General features: G+C 69.6%; 9 protein-coding genes. 7 read left to right on the top strand and 2 right to left on the bottom strand.

Annotation, left to right across the window (positions count from 1 at the left end; all coding sequences use genetic code 11):
• Positions 1-184: 184 nt before the first annotated feature.
• Entirely contained in the window at positions 185-1882 is a 1698-nt protein-coding gene (locus GBZ26_RS17680) for a methyl-accepting chemotaxis protein (RefSeq protein WP_174439956.1), read from the top strand.
• A gap of 120 nt (positions 1883-2002) precedes the next feature.
• Here the strand turns inward: GBZ26_RS17680 and GBZ26_RS17675 are convergent, their stop codons facing one another.
• The gene (locus tag GBZ26_RS17675) at positions 2003-2974 is read right to left on the bottom strand and encodes a Bug family tripartite tricarboxylate transporter substrate binding protein (RefSeq protein ID WP_174439955.1); all 972 of its coding nucleotides are present in this window, start codon (positions 2972-2974) and stop codon (positions 2003-2005) included.
• 247 nt (positions 2975-3221) lie between these two features.
• Complete coding sequence (locus tag GBZ26_RS17670; RefSeq protein ID WP_174439954.1) at positions 3222-4889, bottom strand: HD domain-containing phosphohydrolase; 1668 nt, start codon at positions 4887-4889, stop codon at positions 3222-3224.
• A gap of 219 nt (positions 4890-5108) precedes the next feature.
• Between GBZ26_RS17670 and GBZ26_RS17665 the strand changes: the two genes are divergently transcribed.
• The 6 genes from GBZ26_RS17665 (at position 5109) to GBZ26_RS17640 (ending at position 14877) form a co-directional block, all read left to right on the top strand.
• Positions 5109-9965 (top strand): NAD-glutamate dehydrogenase, encoded by a 4857-nt coding sequence (locus GBZ26_RS17665; protein WP_174439953.1) that lies wholly within the window; start codon positions 5109-5111, stop codon positions 9963-9965.
• 128 nt (positions 9966-10093) lie between these two features.
• Positions 10094-11728: a tetratricopeptide repeat protein gene (locus GBZ26_RS17660; protein ID WP_174439952.1), complete on the top strand. Its 1635-nt coding sequence runs from the start codon at positions 10094-10096 to the stop codon at positions 11726-11728.
• A 67-nt stretch (positions 11729-11795) separates the two neighbouring features.
• A complete protein-coding gene (locus GBZ26_RS17655) occupies positions 11796-12035 on the top strand; it encodes a hypothetical protein (RefSeq protein WP_174439951.1) in 240 nt (79 codons plus the stop codon).
• Positions 12036-12135: 100 nt separating this feature from the next.
• Positions 12136-13158, top strand: a complete 1023-nt coding sequence (locus tag GBZ26_RS17650; protein ID WP_174439950.1) for a hypothetical protein — start codon at positions 12136-12138, stop codon at positions 13156-13158.
• A 78-nt stretch (positions 13159-13236) separates the two neighbouring features.
• Complete coding sequence (locus tag GBZ26_RS17645; protein WP_174439949.1) at positions 13237-14547, top strand: MFS transporter; 1311 nt, start codon at positions 13237-13239, stop codon at positions 14545-14547.
• An 81-nt stretch (positions 14548-14628) separates the two neighbouring features.
• A complete protein-coding gene (locus GBZ26_RS17640; RefSeq protein ID WP_174439948.1) occupies positions 14629-14877 on the top strand; it encodes a hypothetical protein in 249 nt (82 codons plus the stop codon).
• The last annotated feature ends 47 nt before the right edge of the window (positions 14878-14924 follow it).

Below are 14924 nucleotides of genomic sequence, written 5' to 3'. Positions count from 1 at the left end.
CGGGCGGAAGCGACCGGGGGCGGAAGCGACCGGGGCGGGTTGGTCCGCCCGGGTCGGGCCGGTCCCCGAAACCGCCCGCCCCGAAACCGCCCGCCGCCGGCCGACCGGCCTGCGACGGGTGCGGTTCAAGCCCCCCTGACCATCCGGCGCCAACGGACCGGCCAATGGTTGAAGCAGGTGCTCCATGACTTTCCTCAATCACCTCCACATTCCCACCAAAATGGGAATCCCGGCGGCGACAGCGATCCTGGGCATGCTTGCCATCGCGTTGCTCGGCGGCTCCGCCATCACGGAACAGTCACGCCTGCTGGACACGCTGTTCAACCGCTCCTTCACGCGGGAAGCGGATGTCCAGGCGTTGACCGACACGCTGACCGTCGCCCACGCCGGCCTCTACCGGACGGTGATCCTCAGCACCGCCAACGCCTCCCCCAAGGCGGTCGAGGATGAATCGAAGGCCCTGACCGAACAGCTCTCCAGGCTGAAGGTCCAGGCGGACAAGATGAAGGGCCAGTCGGCTGCGACCGAGGAGGAGGGGCAGATCCTCCAGCGCTTCGGCTCCGACACCGCCGCCTATCAGGCGAAGGTGACCAGCTTCCTCGATCTGCTGAAGATGGGCGTCGATCCGCTCGACTTCCTGCAGGAGGTCCAGGCGGCCTACGGGCGCCTGAACGGCACCGCCCGCGATTACCTGACCTACCAGCGCCAGCAGTCGGCCGACGCCTACGCCAACGTGAACGCGTCGGTCGACGCGACCACCCAGGCCTTCATCGCCTCGGCGGTCGTCGCCCTGCTGATCACGGTGGGCGTCGCGCTGTTCATCGGCTTCAACATCGCCCGGCCGGTGGTCCGCCTGACCACGGTGATGGAACGGCTGGCCCAGGGGCGGCTGGAGGACGAGGTGCCCGCCGCCGAGCGCGGCGACGAGATCGGCCAGATGGCCCGCACCGTCCGCGTCTTCAAGGAGAACGCGCTGCGCGTCCAGGAGATGGCCCGCGAGCAGGAGGCCATGCGCGCCCGCGCCACGGAGGAGCAGCGCCGGGCCATGAACAGCCTCGCCGCCGATCTGGAGGCGTCGGTCAAGGCGATGATGGGCGAGGTGGTGCGGTCCGCCACATCCATGCGCGGCGAAGCCAACGTCATGCTGGAGAACGCCCGCCAGACCAGCCACCACAGCGATTCGGTCGCCCACGCCGTGCAGGAGGCGACGAGCGAGGTGGAGAGCGTGGCCGCCGGCGCCGAGCAGCTCCGCGCCTCCATCGACGAGATCACCCGCTCCATCACCCAGTCGACCCAGCTCGCCCGCGGCGCGGTGGACGAGGCCGGGCGGACCGACTCGATCGTCCAGGGGCTCAGCGAGGCCAGCCGGAAGATTGAGGAGGTGGTCGGCCTCATCAACAACATCGCCGGCCAGACCAACCTGCTGGCGCTGAACGCCACCATCGAGGCGGCGCGCGCGGGCGAGGCCGGCAAGGGCTTCGCCGTGGTGGCGCAGGAGGTCAAGAGCCTCGCCAACCAGACCGCCAAGGCCACCGACGAGATCGGCGCGGAAATCGCGGCGGTGCAGGCGGCGACCAGCGCGGCGGTCAACGCCATCCGCGCCATCGTCAACACCATCCGGCAGGTGGATGAATCGCTCAGCACCGTCGCCGCGGCGGTGGAGGAGCAGGATGCCGCCACCCGCGACATCAGCGAGCGCTCGCAGCGCGCCGCCACCGACACGGTGGCCGTGCTCCAGGAGATGCGGCTGGTGCAGCAGGCGGCGGAAACCACCGGCCATTCCGCCGGCGCCGTCCAGACCACGACCGAGGAGCTGTCGCGCAGCTTCAACCGGCTGGACAACGAGATCGAAGCCTTCATCACCCGCATCACCGCGGCCTGACCCGGCCCGATGCGGGGAGGACGCCGTGGCGTCCTCCGGCACCGCCCATGAAAAAGGCCCCTCTTCCACATGGAAGAGGGGCCTTTCCTATGCGCCCTCGCCTGTTGGGGGTTCCCCCGATCACTTCAACCAGGGGAACTCGCGCCAGAGGTTGCGGAAATCGCCGTCCAGCTCCTTCAGCTCCGCGGAGAAGGCTTCCGAATCGAGGATGCGCAGCGGCTGGTAGGTGTCGCGGGCCTTGCTCTGGAACTCCGGATCGTTGGCGGCCTTGGTCACCGCGTCGACCAGCTTGGCGCGGATCTCCGGCGGCAGGCCCTTCGGCGCGCCGACGCCGCGCAGCGACGCCATGGTGATGTTGTAACCCAGTTCCTTGAAGGTCGGCAGGTCGGGCGCCATGTCCCAGCGCTGCGTGCTCATCACGCCGAGGATGCGGATGTTGTCGCCGCCGGCCTTGCCGCGCAGCCCCTCCCCCAGATTCTGGCCGCAGATCTGGGTGTGGCGGCCGAGCATCGAGCGGTAGTTCTCTGCGCTGCCCGGAAAGGGCACATGGGTGAAGCGGACGTTGGCCTGCCGCTGGAGCAGCAGCATGGCCAGATGGTCGTCCGACCCGACGCCGGTGGAGCCCAGCGTGATGGTGTTCGGGTTGGCCTTGGCCTGGGCGACCAGATCCTCCACCGTCTTGTAGGGGCTGTCGCCGTGCACCGTCATGATGCCCGGGTCGTCGACGACGTTGACCAGCGGGTCCAGCCGGTCGAGCGTGAAGCGGGCGTTGCGCTCGATCGGGATGGTGACGACGTTCGGCGTGTTGATGAAGCCGATGGTGTAGCCGTCCGGCGCGGCGTCGGCGATGGCCGCGAAGCCGATCTCCCCCCCGGCGCCGCCGCGGTTCATCACCACGATCCGCGCGCCGCCGCCCAGATATTTTTCAATGAAGGGCGCCAGCATGCGCGCGGTCACGTCGGTCGATCCGCCCGCCCCGTAGGCGACGATCATGGTGATCGGCTTCTCCGGATAGGCGGCCTGGGCCGCCGTCGCGCCCAACAGCAGGGCGCAGGAGGTCAGGAGACTGGAAAAGAAACGTCTGGCTTTCATGGTCGGCTCCGCCAAATGCTGCCGCAAGATCACCACACCGGAGCGCCGCCAAGGAACGACTCTGTGGCATCGGTTGCGCAACTCATAGTAACACGATTTTTTGTACACAATAGTATTTAAGGCGCAACCACAATGAGAGCGGAGGACACAGCGTCGCACCGGCCGGCATCACCGGAAGATGATGGCAAAACGGCCTTTCCACTTGGGAAAGGCCGTTCCATCCAATTCCATCAAAGGCGGACGGGGGTCAGTTGATCGGCTCGGCACGGTTGCCGAACAGGGCGCGCAGCTTGCGCCCGATGGCCGCAACCAGCAGACCCTGGTTGCCGCCCTCCGGCTTGGGAAACCAGTCCGGCTCCTCGATCTGGATGCGGCGGATCACCGTCAGGAACGCCTCGACCACCAGCGGGTCGAAATCCTTGCCCGCCCGCTCGGCGATCCAGGCGATGGCGTGCTCAACCCCCCAGGCCTTGCGGTACTGGCGGTCGGTGATGAGGGCGTCGAACACGTCGGCCACGGCCATGATCCGCGCCGACACCGGGATGGCCCCGCCGCGCAGCCCCTCCATATAGCCCGACCCGTCGTAGCGCTCGTGGTGGTAGCGGGCGATCTCCGCGGCGATCGACAGCAGGCTGCGCCCGCGCAGGGGCAGCGCCGCCTCGCTGAGGATACGGTGGCCGATCAGCGTGTGGCGCTGGATGGCCGCCATGTCGTTGTTCGCCAGCTCGCCGGGAATGCCCAGCGTCTCGTCCGACACGCTCAGCATGCCGACGTCGTGCAACAGGGCGGCCAGCCCGACCTTCTCCACCAACTCCTCGTCCAGCTCATCGGCGAAGCGGCCGTGGACGCGCAACTCGCGGGCAATGTCGCCGACCAGCCGCTCGATGCGCTGGAGATGGCCGGCGGCGGCGTTGTCCTTGTATTCGGCGAGCGACCCCATGGCCAGGACGGTGGCCTTCTGGGCGGTGTTCAGCTCCTCGAACAGCAGGGCGTTCTCGAAGGCGATCGAGCATTTGTTGCGGAACAGCTCCAGCAGCTGCCACTCGCGCGCGGTGCCCTCGTTGTTGTGGCCCTCGACGTAGATCATGCCGATGATTCCGCCATGGGCGCGCAGCCGCAGGGCGCAATAGCCCGGCTCCACGATGGTTTCGGAACTCGGGCTCAGCCGCTCCAGCGCGGCGGCCACGTTGGGCTCGCCCAGTTCGGCGACGTCCACGTCCTTCCATTTGGCGAAGCGCCCGGTGGAGGCGCGCACGCGGATGCGGCGGTCGCGCGGCAGCGTGTCGCCCTGAATGCACAGCAGGGCGTGCCGCCCGATGCCCAGCAGCCCGACGACGCGCGGCAGGATGTTGGGGAACAGCACGTCCGGGGTGCGCATCTCCAGCAGGCCGGTGGTCGCCACCAGCATGCGGGCCAGCGCCTTGCGCCCGGCCGCCTGGGTCTGCAGGTTGAGGAAGGCGCGCAGCCGTGGGACGACCGCGGTGCGCAGCGTGCGCGCCGTCAGCCCGTCCTTCAGGCGGTAGTCGCTGACGTCGTGGCCCTCCACCACCTCCTCTTCCGGCGCCCGGTCGGGATGGGCGGTGCAGACCAGGATGCGGACGCGGCTGTTTCCCAGATCCTTGCGGATGTGGTCGATGAAGCCCAACCCTTCGGGCGGCCCATCCGCCGCGGGGTCCAGCACCGGCTCCAGCAGGACGGCGGCTGTGTTGGGGTTGCGGTACAGCGCCTCGCGCGCCTCGGCGGCGGTCGCGGCGGTCAGCACCGTCACCGGCGCCCCGTCCAGCGCGAAGCCGTCGAGCGCGGCGCGCGTCAGTTCCGCCAGCGCCGGGTCGGGATCGACCACGAGGACGTGCAGGCGGGGCTTGGCGGGCGGAACCGGGTTGGCCTCCGGCGGGCGGGCGTCGTCGTTTGGCATAACCGTCTCGATGGTTGCGCGCCGTGCGCGCGCCTGCACAAAAAATACCCCTCATTCCCCATTCATTCAACTTTCATCGGTTTGGACGCGAAGGGCTTCTCCGTAATAACCGCCTCTTCCGGTTACGCCCCTCCGCCTGTTGCCTGTCGCGGCAAATCGGCTACCCTTTGCCTACGACGGCGACAAACCGCCGCAAAAAATCAGGGAAGGATTGGAGCGATGGCTCTCAGGGCCGAACAGCTCAAGGACGAGCTGACCGAAGAGGTCGTGCGGCAGGTTCGCGAGCGGCTGGGCCGCAGCCGCGCGGCACCGGCGGAGCGCTTCGTACGGCAGTTCTACGACAACGTCCCGCCCGACGACATCATCCAGGCTCCGGCGGAGCAGCTTTACGGCGCCGCGCTGGCCATGTGGCAATGGGGCCAGCAGCGCGAGGCGACGGACCGCGCCAAGGTCCGCGTCTACAATCCCCGCGTCGAGGAGCATGGCTGGCAGTCCCACCGCACGGTGGTGGAGATCGTCAACGACGACATGCCCTTCCTCGTCGACTCGGTGACCGCGGAGCTGAACCGCCAGGGGCTGACCGTCCATCTGGTCATCCACCCCGTGGTGCGGGTCAAGCGCGACGCCGACGGCCAGCTGGTGGAGCTGTACGAGCCGGCGGCGGCCCCCACCGACGCCGCCCCCGAATCCTTCATGCATGTGGAGGTCGGCGCGGTCACCGGCGCCGCCGCTCTGGACCAGGCCCGCGAGGGGCTGGAGCGCGTGCTGGCCGACGTGCGCGCCGCCGTCGCCGACTGGCGGGCCATGCGCCAGCAGGTGCGCGCCGCCATCGTGGAGGCCGACTGCGCCCGCGCCGCCGTCCCGGCCATCATCCCCGACGACGAGGTGGACGAGGCCAAGGCCTTCCTGTCCTGGGCCGACGACGACCATTTCACCTTCCTCGGCTACCGCGAATACCGCTTCGAGAGCGGCGCCGACGGGGTGGACTCCTCGCTGGGGCTGGTCGCCGGCAGCGGTCTCGGCATCCTGCGCGACGACTCCGTCACCGTCTTCGACGGGCTGCGCAACTACGCCACCCTGCCGCCCGACGTGCGCGACTTCCTGCGCAACCCGCGCGTCCTGATGGTGACCAAGGGCAACCGCCCCTCCCCCGTGCACCGCGCGGTGCCGATGGACGCCTTCCTCATCAAGCGCTTCGACGCCGAGGGGCGGATCATCGGCGAGCGGCTGGTCGCCGGCCTCTTCACCTCGGTCGCCTACAACCGCAGCCCGCGCGAGATCCCCTACCTCCGCCGCAAGGTCGCGGAGGTGATGGAACTGGCCGGCTTCGACCCGCAGGGCCATGACGGCAAAGCGCTTCTGCACATCCTGGAGACCTACCCGCGCGACGAGCTGTTCCAGATCCAGGTGCCGGAGCTGCTGGACATCGCGGTCGGCATCCTGCACCTGCAGGAACGCCAGCGGCTGGCCCTGTTCGTGCGCAAGGACCCGTTCGAGCGTTTCGCCTCCTGCCTCGTCTACGTGCCGCGCGACCGCTACGACACCACGCTGCGCCGGCGCATCCAGTCCATCCTGGAGGCCGCCTACGACGGCACCTGCACCGGCTTCACCACGCAGCTGACCGAAAGCGTGCTGGCCCGCCTGCATTTCATCATCCGGACCGAGCCGGGCCGCGTGCCCGCCGTCGACGCCGCCGATCTGGAGGCGCGGCTGGTCCAGGCGTCGCGCGGCTGGGACGACCATCTGCGCGACGCGCTGGTCGAGGCCCATGGCGAGGAGCAGGGGCGCACCCTGTTCCGCCGCTACGCCGACGCCTTCCCCACCGCCTACCGCGAGGAGTTCAACGCCGAGGCCGCGGTCTTCGACATCGAGCGGATCGAGAAGGCGACGGCCCAGGGCACGCTGGGCATCAACCTCTACCGCCCGCTGGAGGCCGAAGGGGACGAGCTGCACGTCAAGATCTACCACGAAGGCCGCCCGGTGCCGCTGTCCGACGTGCTTCCCATGCTGGAGCACATGGACCTGAAGGTGATCACCGAGGCGCCCTTCGAGATCGCCATCGCCGGCCACGCCGCCCCGGTGTGGATCCACGACTTCACCGCGCGTTCGCAGAACGGGCTGCCCATCGACTGCGCGATGGTGAAGGAGAAGTTCCAGGACGCCTTCGCCGCCGTCTGGGACGGCCGGATGGAGGATGACGGCTTCAACCGCCTCGTGCTCCGCGCCGGCCTGACCGCGCGGGAGGTGACGGTGCTGCGCGCCTACGCCAAGTATCTGCGCCAGGCCCGCATCCCCTATGGGCAGGACGTGGTGGAAAGCACGCTGGCCGGCCATCCGGCCATCGCGCGCAAGCTGGTCGCCCTGTTCCACAGCCGCTTCGACCCGGCCCGCCGCCCGCAGAACGATCCGGGGCTGGCCGCGGAGATCGAACGCGCGCTCGACGGTGTGAAGAACCTCGACGAGGACCGCATCCTGCGGCGCTTCCTCAACCTGCTGTGCAACACGCTGCGCACCAACGCCTACCAGAACGGCGCGGACGGGCGGCCCAAGACCTACCTCTCCTTCAAGATCGACAGCCGCCACATCGACGACCTGCCGCTGCCCCGCCCGATGGTCGAGGTGTTCGTCTACAGCCCGCGGATGGAGGGCGTCCATCTGCGCGGCGGCAAGGTGGCGCGCGGCGGCATCCGCTGGTCCGACCGCCGCGAGGATTTCCGCACGGAGATCCTCGGGCTGATGAAGGCGCAGATGGTCAAGAACACCGTCATCGTGCCGGTCGGCTCCAAGGGCGGCTTCGTGGTCAAGCGCCCGCCGCCGCCGTCCGCCGGGCGCGAGGCGGCGCTGGCCGAAGGCATCGAGTGCTACAAGACGCTGATGCGCGGCCTGCTGGACATCACCGACAACCTCGACCCCGAAGGGGCGGTGGTGCCGCCGCCCGAGGTGGTCCGCCACGACGGGGACGACCCCTATCTGGTGGTCGCCGCCGACAAGGGCACGGCGACCTTCTCCGACATCGCCAACTCGGTGTCGGTGGACCACGGCTTCTGGCTGGGCGACGCCTTCGCGTCGGGCGGCTCCGCCGGCTACGACCACAAGAAGATGGGCATCACCGCCCGCGGCGCCTGGGAGTCGGTGAAGCGCCATTTCCGCGAGCTGGGGCACGACACCCAGACCCAGGACTTCACCGTCGTCGGCGTCGGCGACATGTCGGGCGACGTGTTCGGCAACGGCATGCTGCTGTCGAAGCACATCCGCCTGCTCGCCGCCTTCGACCACCGGCACATCTTCATCGATCCCGACCCCGACGCCGCGCGGAGCTGGGAGGAGCGGCAGCGCCTGTTCGACCTGCCCCGCTCCTCCTGGGCGGACTACGACGCGGCGCTGCTGTCCGCGGGCGGCCGCGTCTTCGACCGCTCCGCCAAGTCGCTCGAGCTGACGCCGGAGATCCGCCAGCGCTTCGGCATCGCCAAGGACCACGTCACCCCGCTGGAGCTGATGCAGACCCTGCTGAAGGCCGAGGTGGACCTGCTGTGGTTCGGCGGCATCGGCACCTACCTGAAGGCGTCGGAGGAGACCAACGCCGAGGTCGGCGACAAGGCCAACGACGCGCTGCGCATCGACGGGCGCGACGTGCGGGCCAAGGTGATCGGCGAGGGCGCCAACCTGGGCGTCACCCAGCGCGGCCGCATCGAGGCGGCGCGGCACGGGGTGCGGCTGAACACCGACGCCATCGACAATTCGGCGGGCGTGGACACCTCCGACCATGAGGTGAACATCAAGATCCTGCTGAACGACGTGGTCGTCCGCGGCGACATGACGCTGAAGCAGCGCGACCAGCTCCTCGCCGCCATGACCGACGAGGTGGCCGGTCTGGTGCTGGCCGACAACTACCTGCAGAGCCAGGCCCTGACCGTCGCCCGCGCGCAGGGTCCCGACGCGCTGGAGGCGCAGGCCCGGCTGATCCGCGCGCTGGAGAAGGCGGGCCGGCTCAACCGCGCCATCGAGTATCTGCCCGACGAGGAGGAGCTGTCCGCCCGCATGGCCAACCGCGAGGGGCTGACCCGGCCCGAGCTGGCGGTGCTGCTGGCCTACGCCAAGATCACGCTCTACGACGATCTGCTGGCGTCGGACCTGCCGGACGATCCGTTCATGGCCGACGACCTCACCCGCTACTTCCCCAAGCCGCTGCGCAAGGCCCACGCGGAGGCGGTGGGGCGGCACCGGCTGCGGCGGGAGATCATCGCGACCAGCGTCACCAACAGCCTCGTCAACCGCACCGGCCCGACCTTCGTCAAGGAGATGATGGAGAAGACCGGCATGGGGCCGGCGGACGTCGCCCGCGCCTACACCATCGTGCGCGACGCCTTCGGCCTGCGCTCGCTGTGGACGGGGATCGAGGATCTCGACACCGTCGTCCCGGCCGCGCTCCAGACCAGCATGATCCTGGAGACGGTCCGCCACATGGAGCGCGCCGCCGCCTGGTTCCTGGCGAGCTGCCCGCAGCCGCTGGACATCGCCCGCGAGACGGAGGCCTTCCGGCCCGGCATCGAGACGCTCCTGGCCGGTCTGGACAACGTGCTGGACGCCGAGGAGACGGCCCGCCTGACCGCCCGCGTCGCCTCCTACCAGGAGCAGGGCGTCCCCGCCGAGCTGGCCCGCCGCATGGCGGCCCTGCCGGTTCTGGCCGCCGCCCCCGACCTCGTCCGCATCGCCGGGCGCACCGGGCGCGGGGTCGCGGACGTCGCCGCGGTCTACTTCATGCTGGGCCGCCGCTTCGGTCTGGAGTGGCTGCGCGACAAGGCCGCCGCTGCGAAGGCGGAGAACCATTGGCAGAAGCAGGCGGTGGCCGCCCTGGTGGACGACCTGTTCGCCCACCAGACCGCGCTGACCACCCGCGTTCTGGAGGCGGTGGACCAGCTTCCCGCGGACGCCCCCGTGGAGGCCTGGATCGCCCACCGCCGCCCGGTGGTGGAACGGGTGGAGCAGCTCCTGTCCGAGCTGCGCACCCAGCCCAACGTCGACCTGTCGATGCTGGCGGTGGCGAACCGGCAGCTCCGCGGCCTGACGGCGGGGTAAATGGCTTGGCCCCCCTCTTCCGGCCCCCTTCGGGTGGGTCCGGAAGAGGGTTTCCCCATGCGTCCCGCCCGCTTTCCGGCTATGGTGCGGCCATTCCAAGGAATGTCCGCCCAACCGGAGCCGCCGCGATGACCGACCCCCAGCCCACCCTGAACGACGCCATCCGCCTGCTGCGGACGAACGATCTGGGCGGGGCGGAGGCGGCCTGCCGGGCGATCCTGGCAACCGACCCGCACAACGCGCAGGCCCTGCACCTGCTGGGCGTCGTCGCCGCCCACACCGGCCATCCCGAGGGCGCGCTCGACCTCTTCACGCACGCCATCGCCGAGGACGGCAAGGACCCGTCCTTCCACAACAGCCGTGGCAGCCTGCTCTTCCAGCTCGGCCGCGCCGCGGAGGCGGAGGAGGCGTTCCGCGCCGGCATCGCCCTCAACGACCGCCTGCCGGAGCTTCACGGCAATCTGGGCAACGCGCTGAAGGCGCTGGGCCGGCTGGAGGACGCCGAGGGTGCCTTCCGCGCCGCCCTGGCCCTGCGCGGCGAGGCGCCGGAGATGCACAATTTCCTCGGCACCACCCTGCGCGAGCTGGGCCGGCTGGACGAGGCGGAGGCCGCCTTCCGCGCCGCTCTGGAACGGGCGCCGGAGTATCTGGAGGCCCGCTACAACCTCGCCGAGGCGCTGAGCACCCGCGGCGCCCTGGAGGAGGCGGAGGAGGCGTTCCGCGTGGTGATCGCGGCGGCGCCCCGCTTCGTCCCCGCCCATGTCGGGCTTGCCCACACGCTGCAGAGCCTCGACCGCGCCAACGAGGCGGTGGAGGCCATCGAGGCCGCCCGCGCCATCGCGCCGGACCACCCGCTGGTGCAGTTCACCCGCCGGCTGATCTATTCCAACGCCGTCCCCGGCTGGCACCTGCCGATGATCAACGACTTCGAGCGCAACGACGCCTACGAGGCGGCGCTGAAGCGCGCGGTGACCCCGGACTCGCTGGTGCTGGAGATCGGCACCGGCTCGGGCATCGTCGCCATGATGGCGGCGCGCGCCGGGGCGCGGAAGGTGGTGACCTGCGAGGTGAACCCGATCCTCGCCCGCATCGCCCGCGAGACCGTCGCCAACAACGGCTACGCCGACCGCATCGACGTGGTGCCGAAGCTGTCCACCCGCCTGTCGGTGGGCGAGGACGGCGACCTGCCGGAGAAGGCCGACGTCTTCGTGTCGGAGCTTATCAACATCGGCATGCTGGCGCCGCGCATGCTGTCGGTCCTTCAGCACGCGCGCACCCATCTGGTGAAGCCCGGCGGCGCGATCATCCCGCGCGCCTCGACCGTGTACGCCATGCTGGTGGAGACGCCGGAGCTGGCCCGCATCAACCCGGTGAAGCGCATCGGCGGCTTCGACATGTCGACCTTCGACGTGTTCCGCTCCCCCGGCTATCAGCAGATCGACCTCGGCGCCGACACCCACACGCCGCTGTCGGCCGCCTTCACCGCGCTCGATTTCGACTTCACCCGCAACATGCCCGAGGAGGGCGGCCGCGAGATCGCCGTGGAGATCACGGCGGAGGGCACCTGCCACGGCGTGGCCTTCTGGTTCGACCTGCACATGGACGAGGAGGTCACCTACCGCTCCGAAAGCCGGGCGCGGACGAACCACTGGAAGCAGGCGATGACCTATCTGGAGACGCCGATCCGCGTGCGCCCCGGCGACCGGCTGACCATCGTCGCCCGCTACGACAACAACCAGATTTCGTTCGGCGTGGGCGGTTGAGCGGACGCGGGTCTTCGGGGTTTCCCGCGCTGACGCCAGCCGACCGACAACGAACCGGAGAGGCCCCATGAGCACCGACAAGACGCCCGACCGCATCGCCGCCGACATCGCCGTCCCGCTGCCGGATCTGTCGGATCTGGAGCGGCAGAAGGCGGAGATCGAGGCGATCCGGGCGCAGATGATGCAACCGCGCGCCCGGATCGGTCAGCGCCCGGACGACCGGCACCCCACCATCGACCTCATTCCTATCCATCTCGACACGCCTCCACCGGCAGGGACGCCTGCGGCTATTCGCCAAAAAGAATAGGTCGCCCCGTTTTGACAACCCTGGCCTGAACACGTTACGCTGCCGTCAACGAACGGCGGCAGCGGGACGACGCCCGCCCGGTTGGTCGGGAGGGCCTCTCATGTCGATTACGACGCCAAACGCGCAAGTGTCCGGTTTCAGCCTCGGTTTCAGCCTCAAGGCGGCCTTGACCGTGCTGGGAGGCGACAAGGGAAGCTCCACGAACACGGCCGCCGGCCAACCGGCGGCGGCCTCCGGCGGTTCCGCCGTCTTCGTCACCCTGTCCGTCGAAGCCCAGGCCTTCATGGCGACTGCCACCGCGTCCAAGGCCGGAAAGACCGAAAACGGCGGGTCGGCCGGCCCCTACGCCGCCTATTTCCCGACGCGCGACGGCAAGCCGGCCACGGCGCTGGCCAAGGCGGTGTCCGATCCGGGGGCGGTGTCCAGCTCGGCGGGCCTGAGCGGGCCGGGCATCGCCAAGGACGCCCGCGCCCGCATGGACGCGCAGTACGAGGCCATGAAGGCGAGCGGCAAGCCCTTCGACTTCGACAGCTTCGAGGGCCGGGACTGGCACTCCCTGATGGGCGATCTCGACCGCCGCTCGCTGGAGGCGGTGCGCAGCAACGCCGACGGTCAATTCTCCAAGCAGGAGCAGGACATCGCCCAATCGATCATGGCGCAGCAGGAAGGGCTGGCCATGGGGCTCTACAGCGGCCCGATCAGCCAGGAGGCCAGCTTCGTCGATCCGTTCCGTGGCGACGAGGCCGCAAGGATGAAGGCGAACCTCACCTTCCTGGACGCCGTCGGCCCCGAGGAGAAGACCTCGACCGAATGGGCGACACGCCGCGCGTCGGCGCAGGTGTCCTACGAAATCCACACGAGGGAGAAGGGCGATGAACCGGAAAAGCTCGACAGCGACAACCCACTCGCGACTCTGATCAAGCAGGCGATGGACCATTCGCAGTCCGACCCGCTGCGGCACATCCTCAAGACACCGGACGAGTTGAAGACACAGGCGTGGTTCGAGGGCTTCGAGTCCCGACTGGACGCCACCGTCGCCCGGACCATGGCGCAAGGCATCGCCCAGGGCATCGCGCTGGCGAAAGCCACCACGCCGGCGGCGGACTCCGCCAAACCGGCGTAACTCCGCCCCCGGGTTGGCATTCCCGGCCGCTTTGCCTAGAGTGGGCCATCCCGGACAACAGACGGCCGATCCTTCAGCATGCCCCACACCGCCGAGGCGCCGAGCCGCCGCGCCATCGCGTCCTGGTGCCTCTACGACTGGGCGAACTCGTCGTACAACACCATCATCACGACCTTCATCTTCTCAGTCTATTTCGCCCGCGGCGTGGTCGGGGACGAGGTCGCCGGGGCCTCGCGCTGGAGTGCCGCGCTGACCGTCGCCGGGCTGCTGATCGCCCTGCTCAGCCCCATGCTGGGCGCGGTGGCCGACCGGACGGGGCGGCGCAAGCCGTGGATGGCGCTGTTCACCGCCCTGACCGTGGTCTTCTGCGCCGCCCTGTGGTGGGTGAAGCCAGACCCCTCCCACGCGCTGTTCGCCCTGGTCTGCGTGGTCGTCGGCACCGTCGCCTTCGAGTTGGCGAACGTCTTTTACAACGCCAGCCTGACCGCGCTGGCGCCGCCACGGATGCTCGGGAGGATTTCCGGCTGGGGCTGGGGCATCGGCTATTTCGGCGGGCTGGCCTGTCTGGTGGTCGCCCTGTTCGTCTTCGTGAAGTCGCCCGCCCCGCTGTTCGGCCTGCTCGACACGGCGGAGCAGGCGCCGGTGCGCGCCACCGCCCTGCTCGCCGCCGCCTGGTACGGGCTGTTCGCCCTGCCCTTCTTCCTGTTCGTTCCGGACGTGCCGGCGACCGGGCTGGGCATCCGCCAAGCGGCGCGGGAGGGCATGGCGACGCTGCGCCGGACGCTGGCGGAAACGCGCAAATACCGCAACACGCTGCGCTTCCTGATCGCCAGCGCGATCTACCGCGACGGCATCAACACCATCACCGCCTTCGGCGGCATCTTCGCCGCCCACGCCTTCGGCATGACGTTCGAGGAGATCCTGCTCTTCGCCATCGCGCTGAACGTGGTGGCCGGCGTCGGGGCCATCGGCTTCGCCTGGGTGGACGACCGCATGGGAGCCAAGCCGACCATCCTGGTCAGCCTGATCGGCCTGACCGCCTTCGGCGTGCCGCTGCTGCTGGCGACGGAGAAGGCGTGGTTCTGGGTGCTGGCCCTGGGGCTGGGCGCCTTCTTCGGGCCGGCGCAGGCGGCCGGGCGGTCGATGATGGCGCGGCTGGCTCCGCCGGGCATGGTGGGCGAGATGTTCGGGCTCTACAGCCTGACCGGCCGCATGGCCGGCTTCGTCGGGCCGCTCGCCTTCGGGTTGGCGACCACGTTGTTCGACAGCCAGCGGGCCGGCATGGCGAGCGTTGTGGCTTTCTTCGTCATCGGGTTTGGGCTTATGCTGACGGTTCGGGAGCCGGCACCGGGCGATGCGAATACGGTGCGACAGTCCGCCGCGGCATGACGGCGGATTCACCCAGCGGAAGCTGCTAACTTGCCTTTTGCTGCGACGCACAACGAATTTTGCGCGGAGGGCGGAACGGACATGTTGCACATCAAGGACATCGAGGCCTTCGCGCACATCAACGAGGCGCTGGCCCGCGACCACGCCGCGGCGCGTGGGGAAGACGATTCGACGGGGCGTCCGCCGGGGCATCATCCGGCGCTTCATCCGGCGATGCTGATCGCCATGGCGGCGACCGGGCGCCTGAAACCGGACGACGGTGCGGACGGGAATTCCCAAGCCGAAGCCGCCGCCCTGCTGGCGCGGCTGATGGGGGCGCGGCGGGGGTAAGGAGTGCATTGCCCCCTCCCCGACCCTCCCCCGCTCTCGGCGGACCG

It is taken from the genome of Azospirillum formosense (assembly GCF_013340925.1).
Lineage (GTDB): Bacteria > Pseudomonadota > Alphaproteobacteria > Azospirillales > Azospirillaceae > Azospirillum > Azospirillum formosense.
The sequence above is the reverse complement of the archived record's forward strand: the minus strand, read 5'-3'. Positions and strand labels throughout refer to the sequence as shown.

Bases quoted from the DNA above. Each gene is read 5' to 3' on its own strand.
- GBZ26_RS17670 (WP_174439954.1), bottom strand. From the start codon at position 4,889: ATGCCAAACGACGACGCCCGCCCGCCGGAGGCCAACCCGGTTCCGCCC.
- GBZ26_RS17650 (WP_174439950.1), top strand. From the start codon at position 12,136: ATGTCGATTACGACGCCAAACGCGCAAGTGTCCGGTTTCAGCCTCGGT.
- GBZ26_RS17665 (WP_174439953.1), top strand. From the start codon at position 5,109: ATGGCTCTCAGGGCCGAACAGCTCAAGGACGAGCTGACCGAAGAGGTC.
- GBZ26_RS17680 (WP_174439956.1), top strand. From the start codon at position 185: ATGACTTTCCTCAATCACCTCCACATTCCCACCAAAATGGGAATCCCG.
- GBZ26_RS17640 (WP_174439948.1), top strand. From the start codon at position 14,629: ATGTTGCACATCAAGGACATCGAGGCCTTCGCGCACATCAACGAGGCG.
- GBZ26_RS17645 (WP_174439949.1), top strand. From the start codon at position 13,237: ATGCCCCACACCGCCGAGGCGCCGAGCCGCCGCGCCATCGCGTCCTGG.
- GBZ26_RS17655 (WP_174439951.1), top strand. From the start codon at position 11,796: ATGAGCACCGACAAGACGCCCGACCGCATCGCCGCCGACATCGCCGTC.
- GBZ26_RS17660 (WP_174439952.1), top strand. From the start codon at position 10,094: ATGACCGACCCCCAGCCCACCCTGAACGACGCCATCCGCCTGCTGCGG.
- GBZ26_RS17675 (WP_174439955.1), bottom strand. From the start codon at position 2,974: ATGAAAGCCAGACGTTTCTTTTCCAGTCTCCTGACCTCCTGCGCCCTG.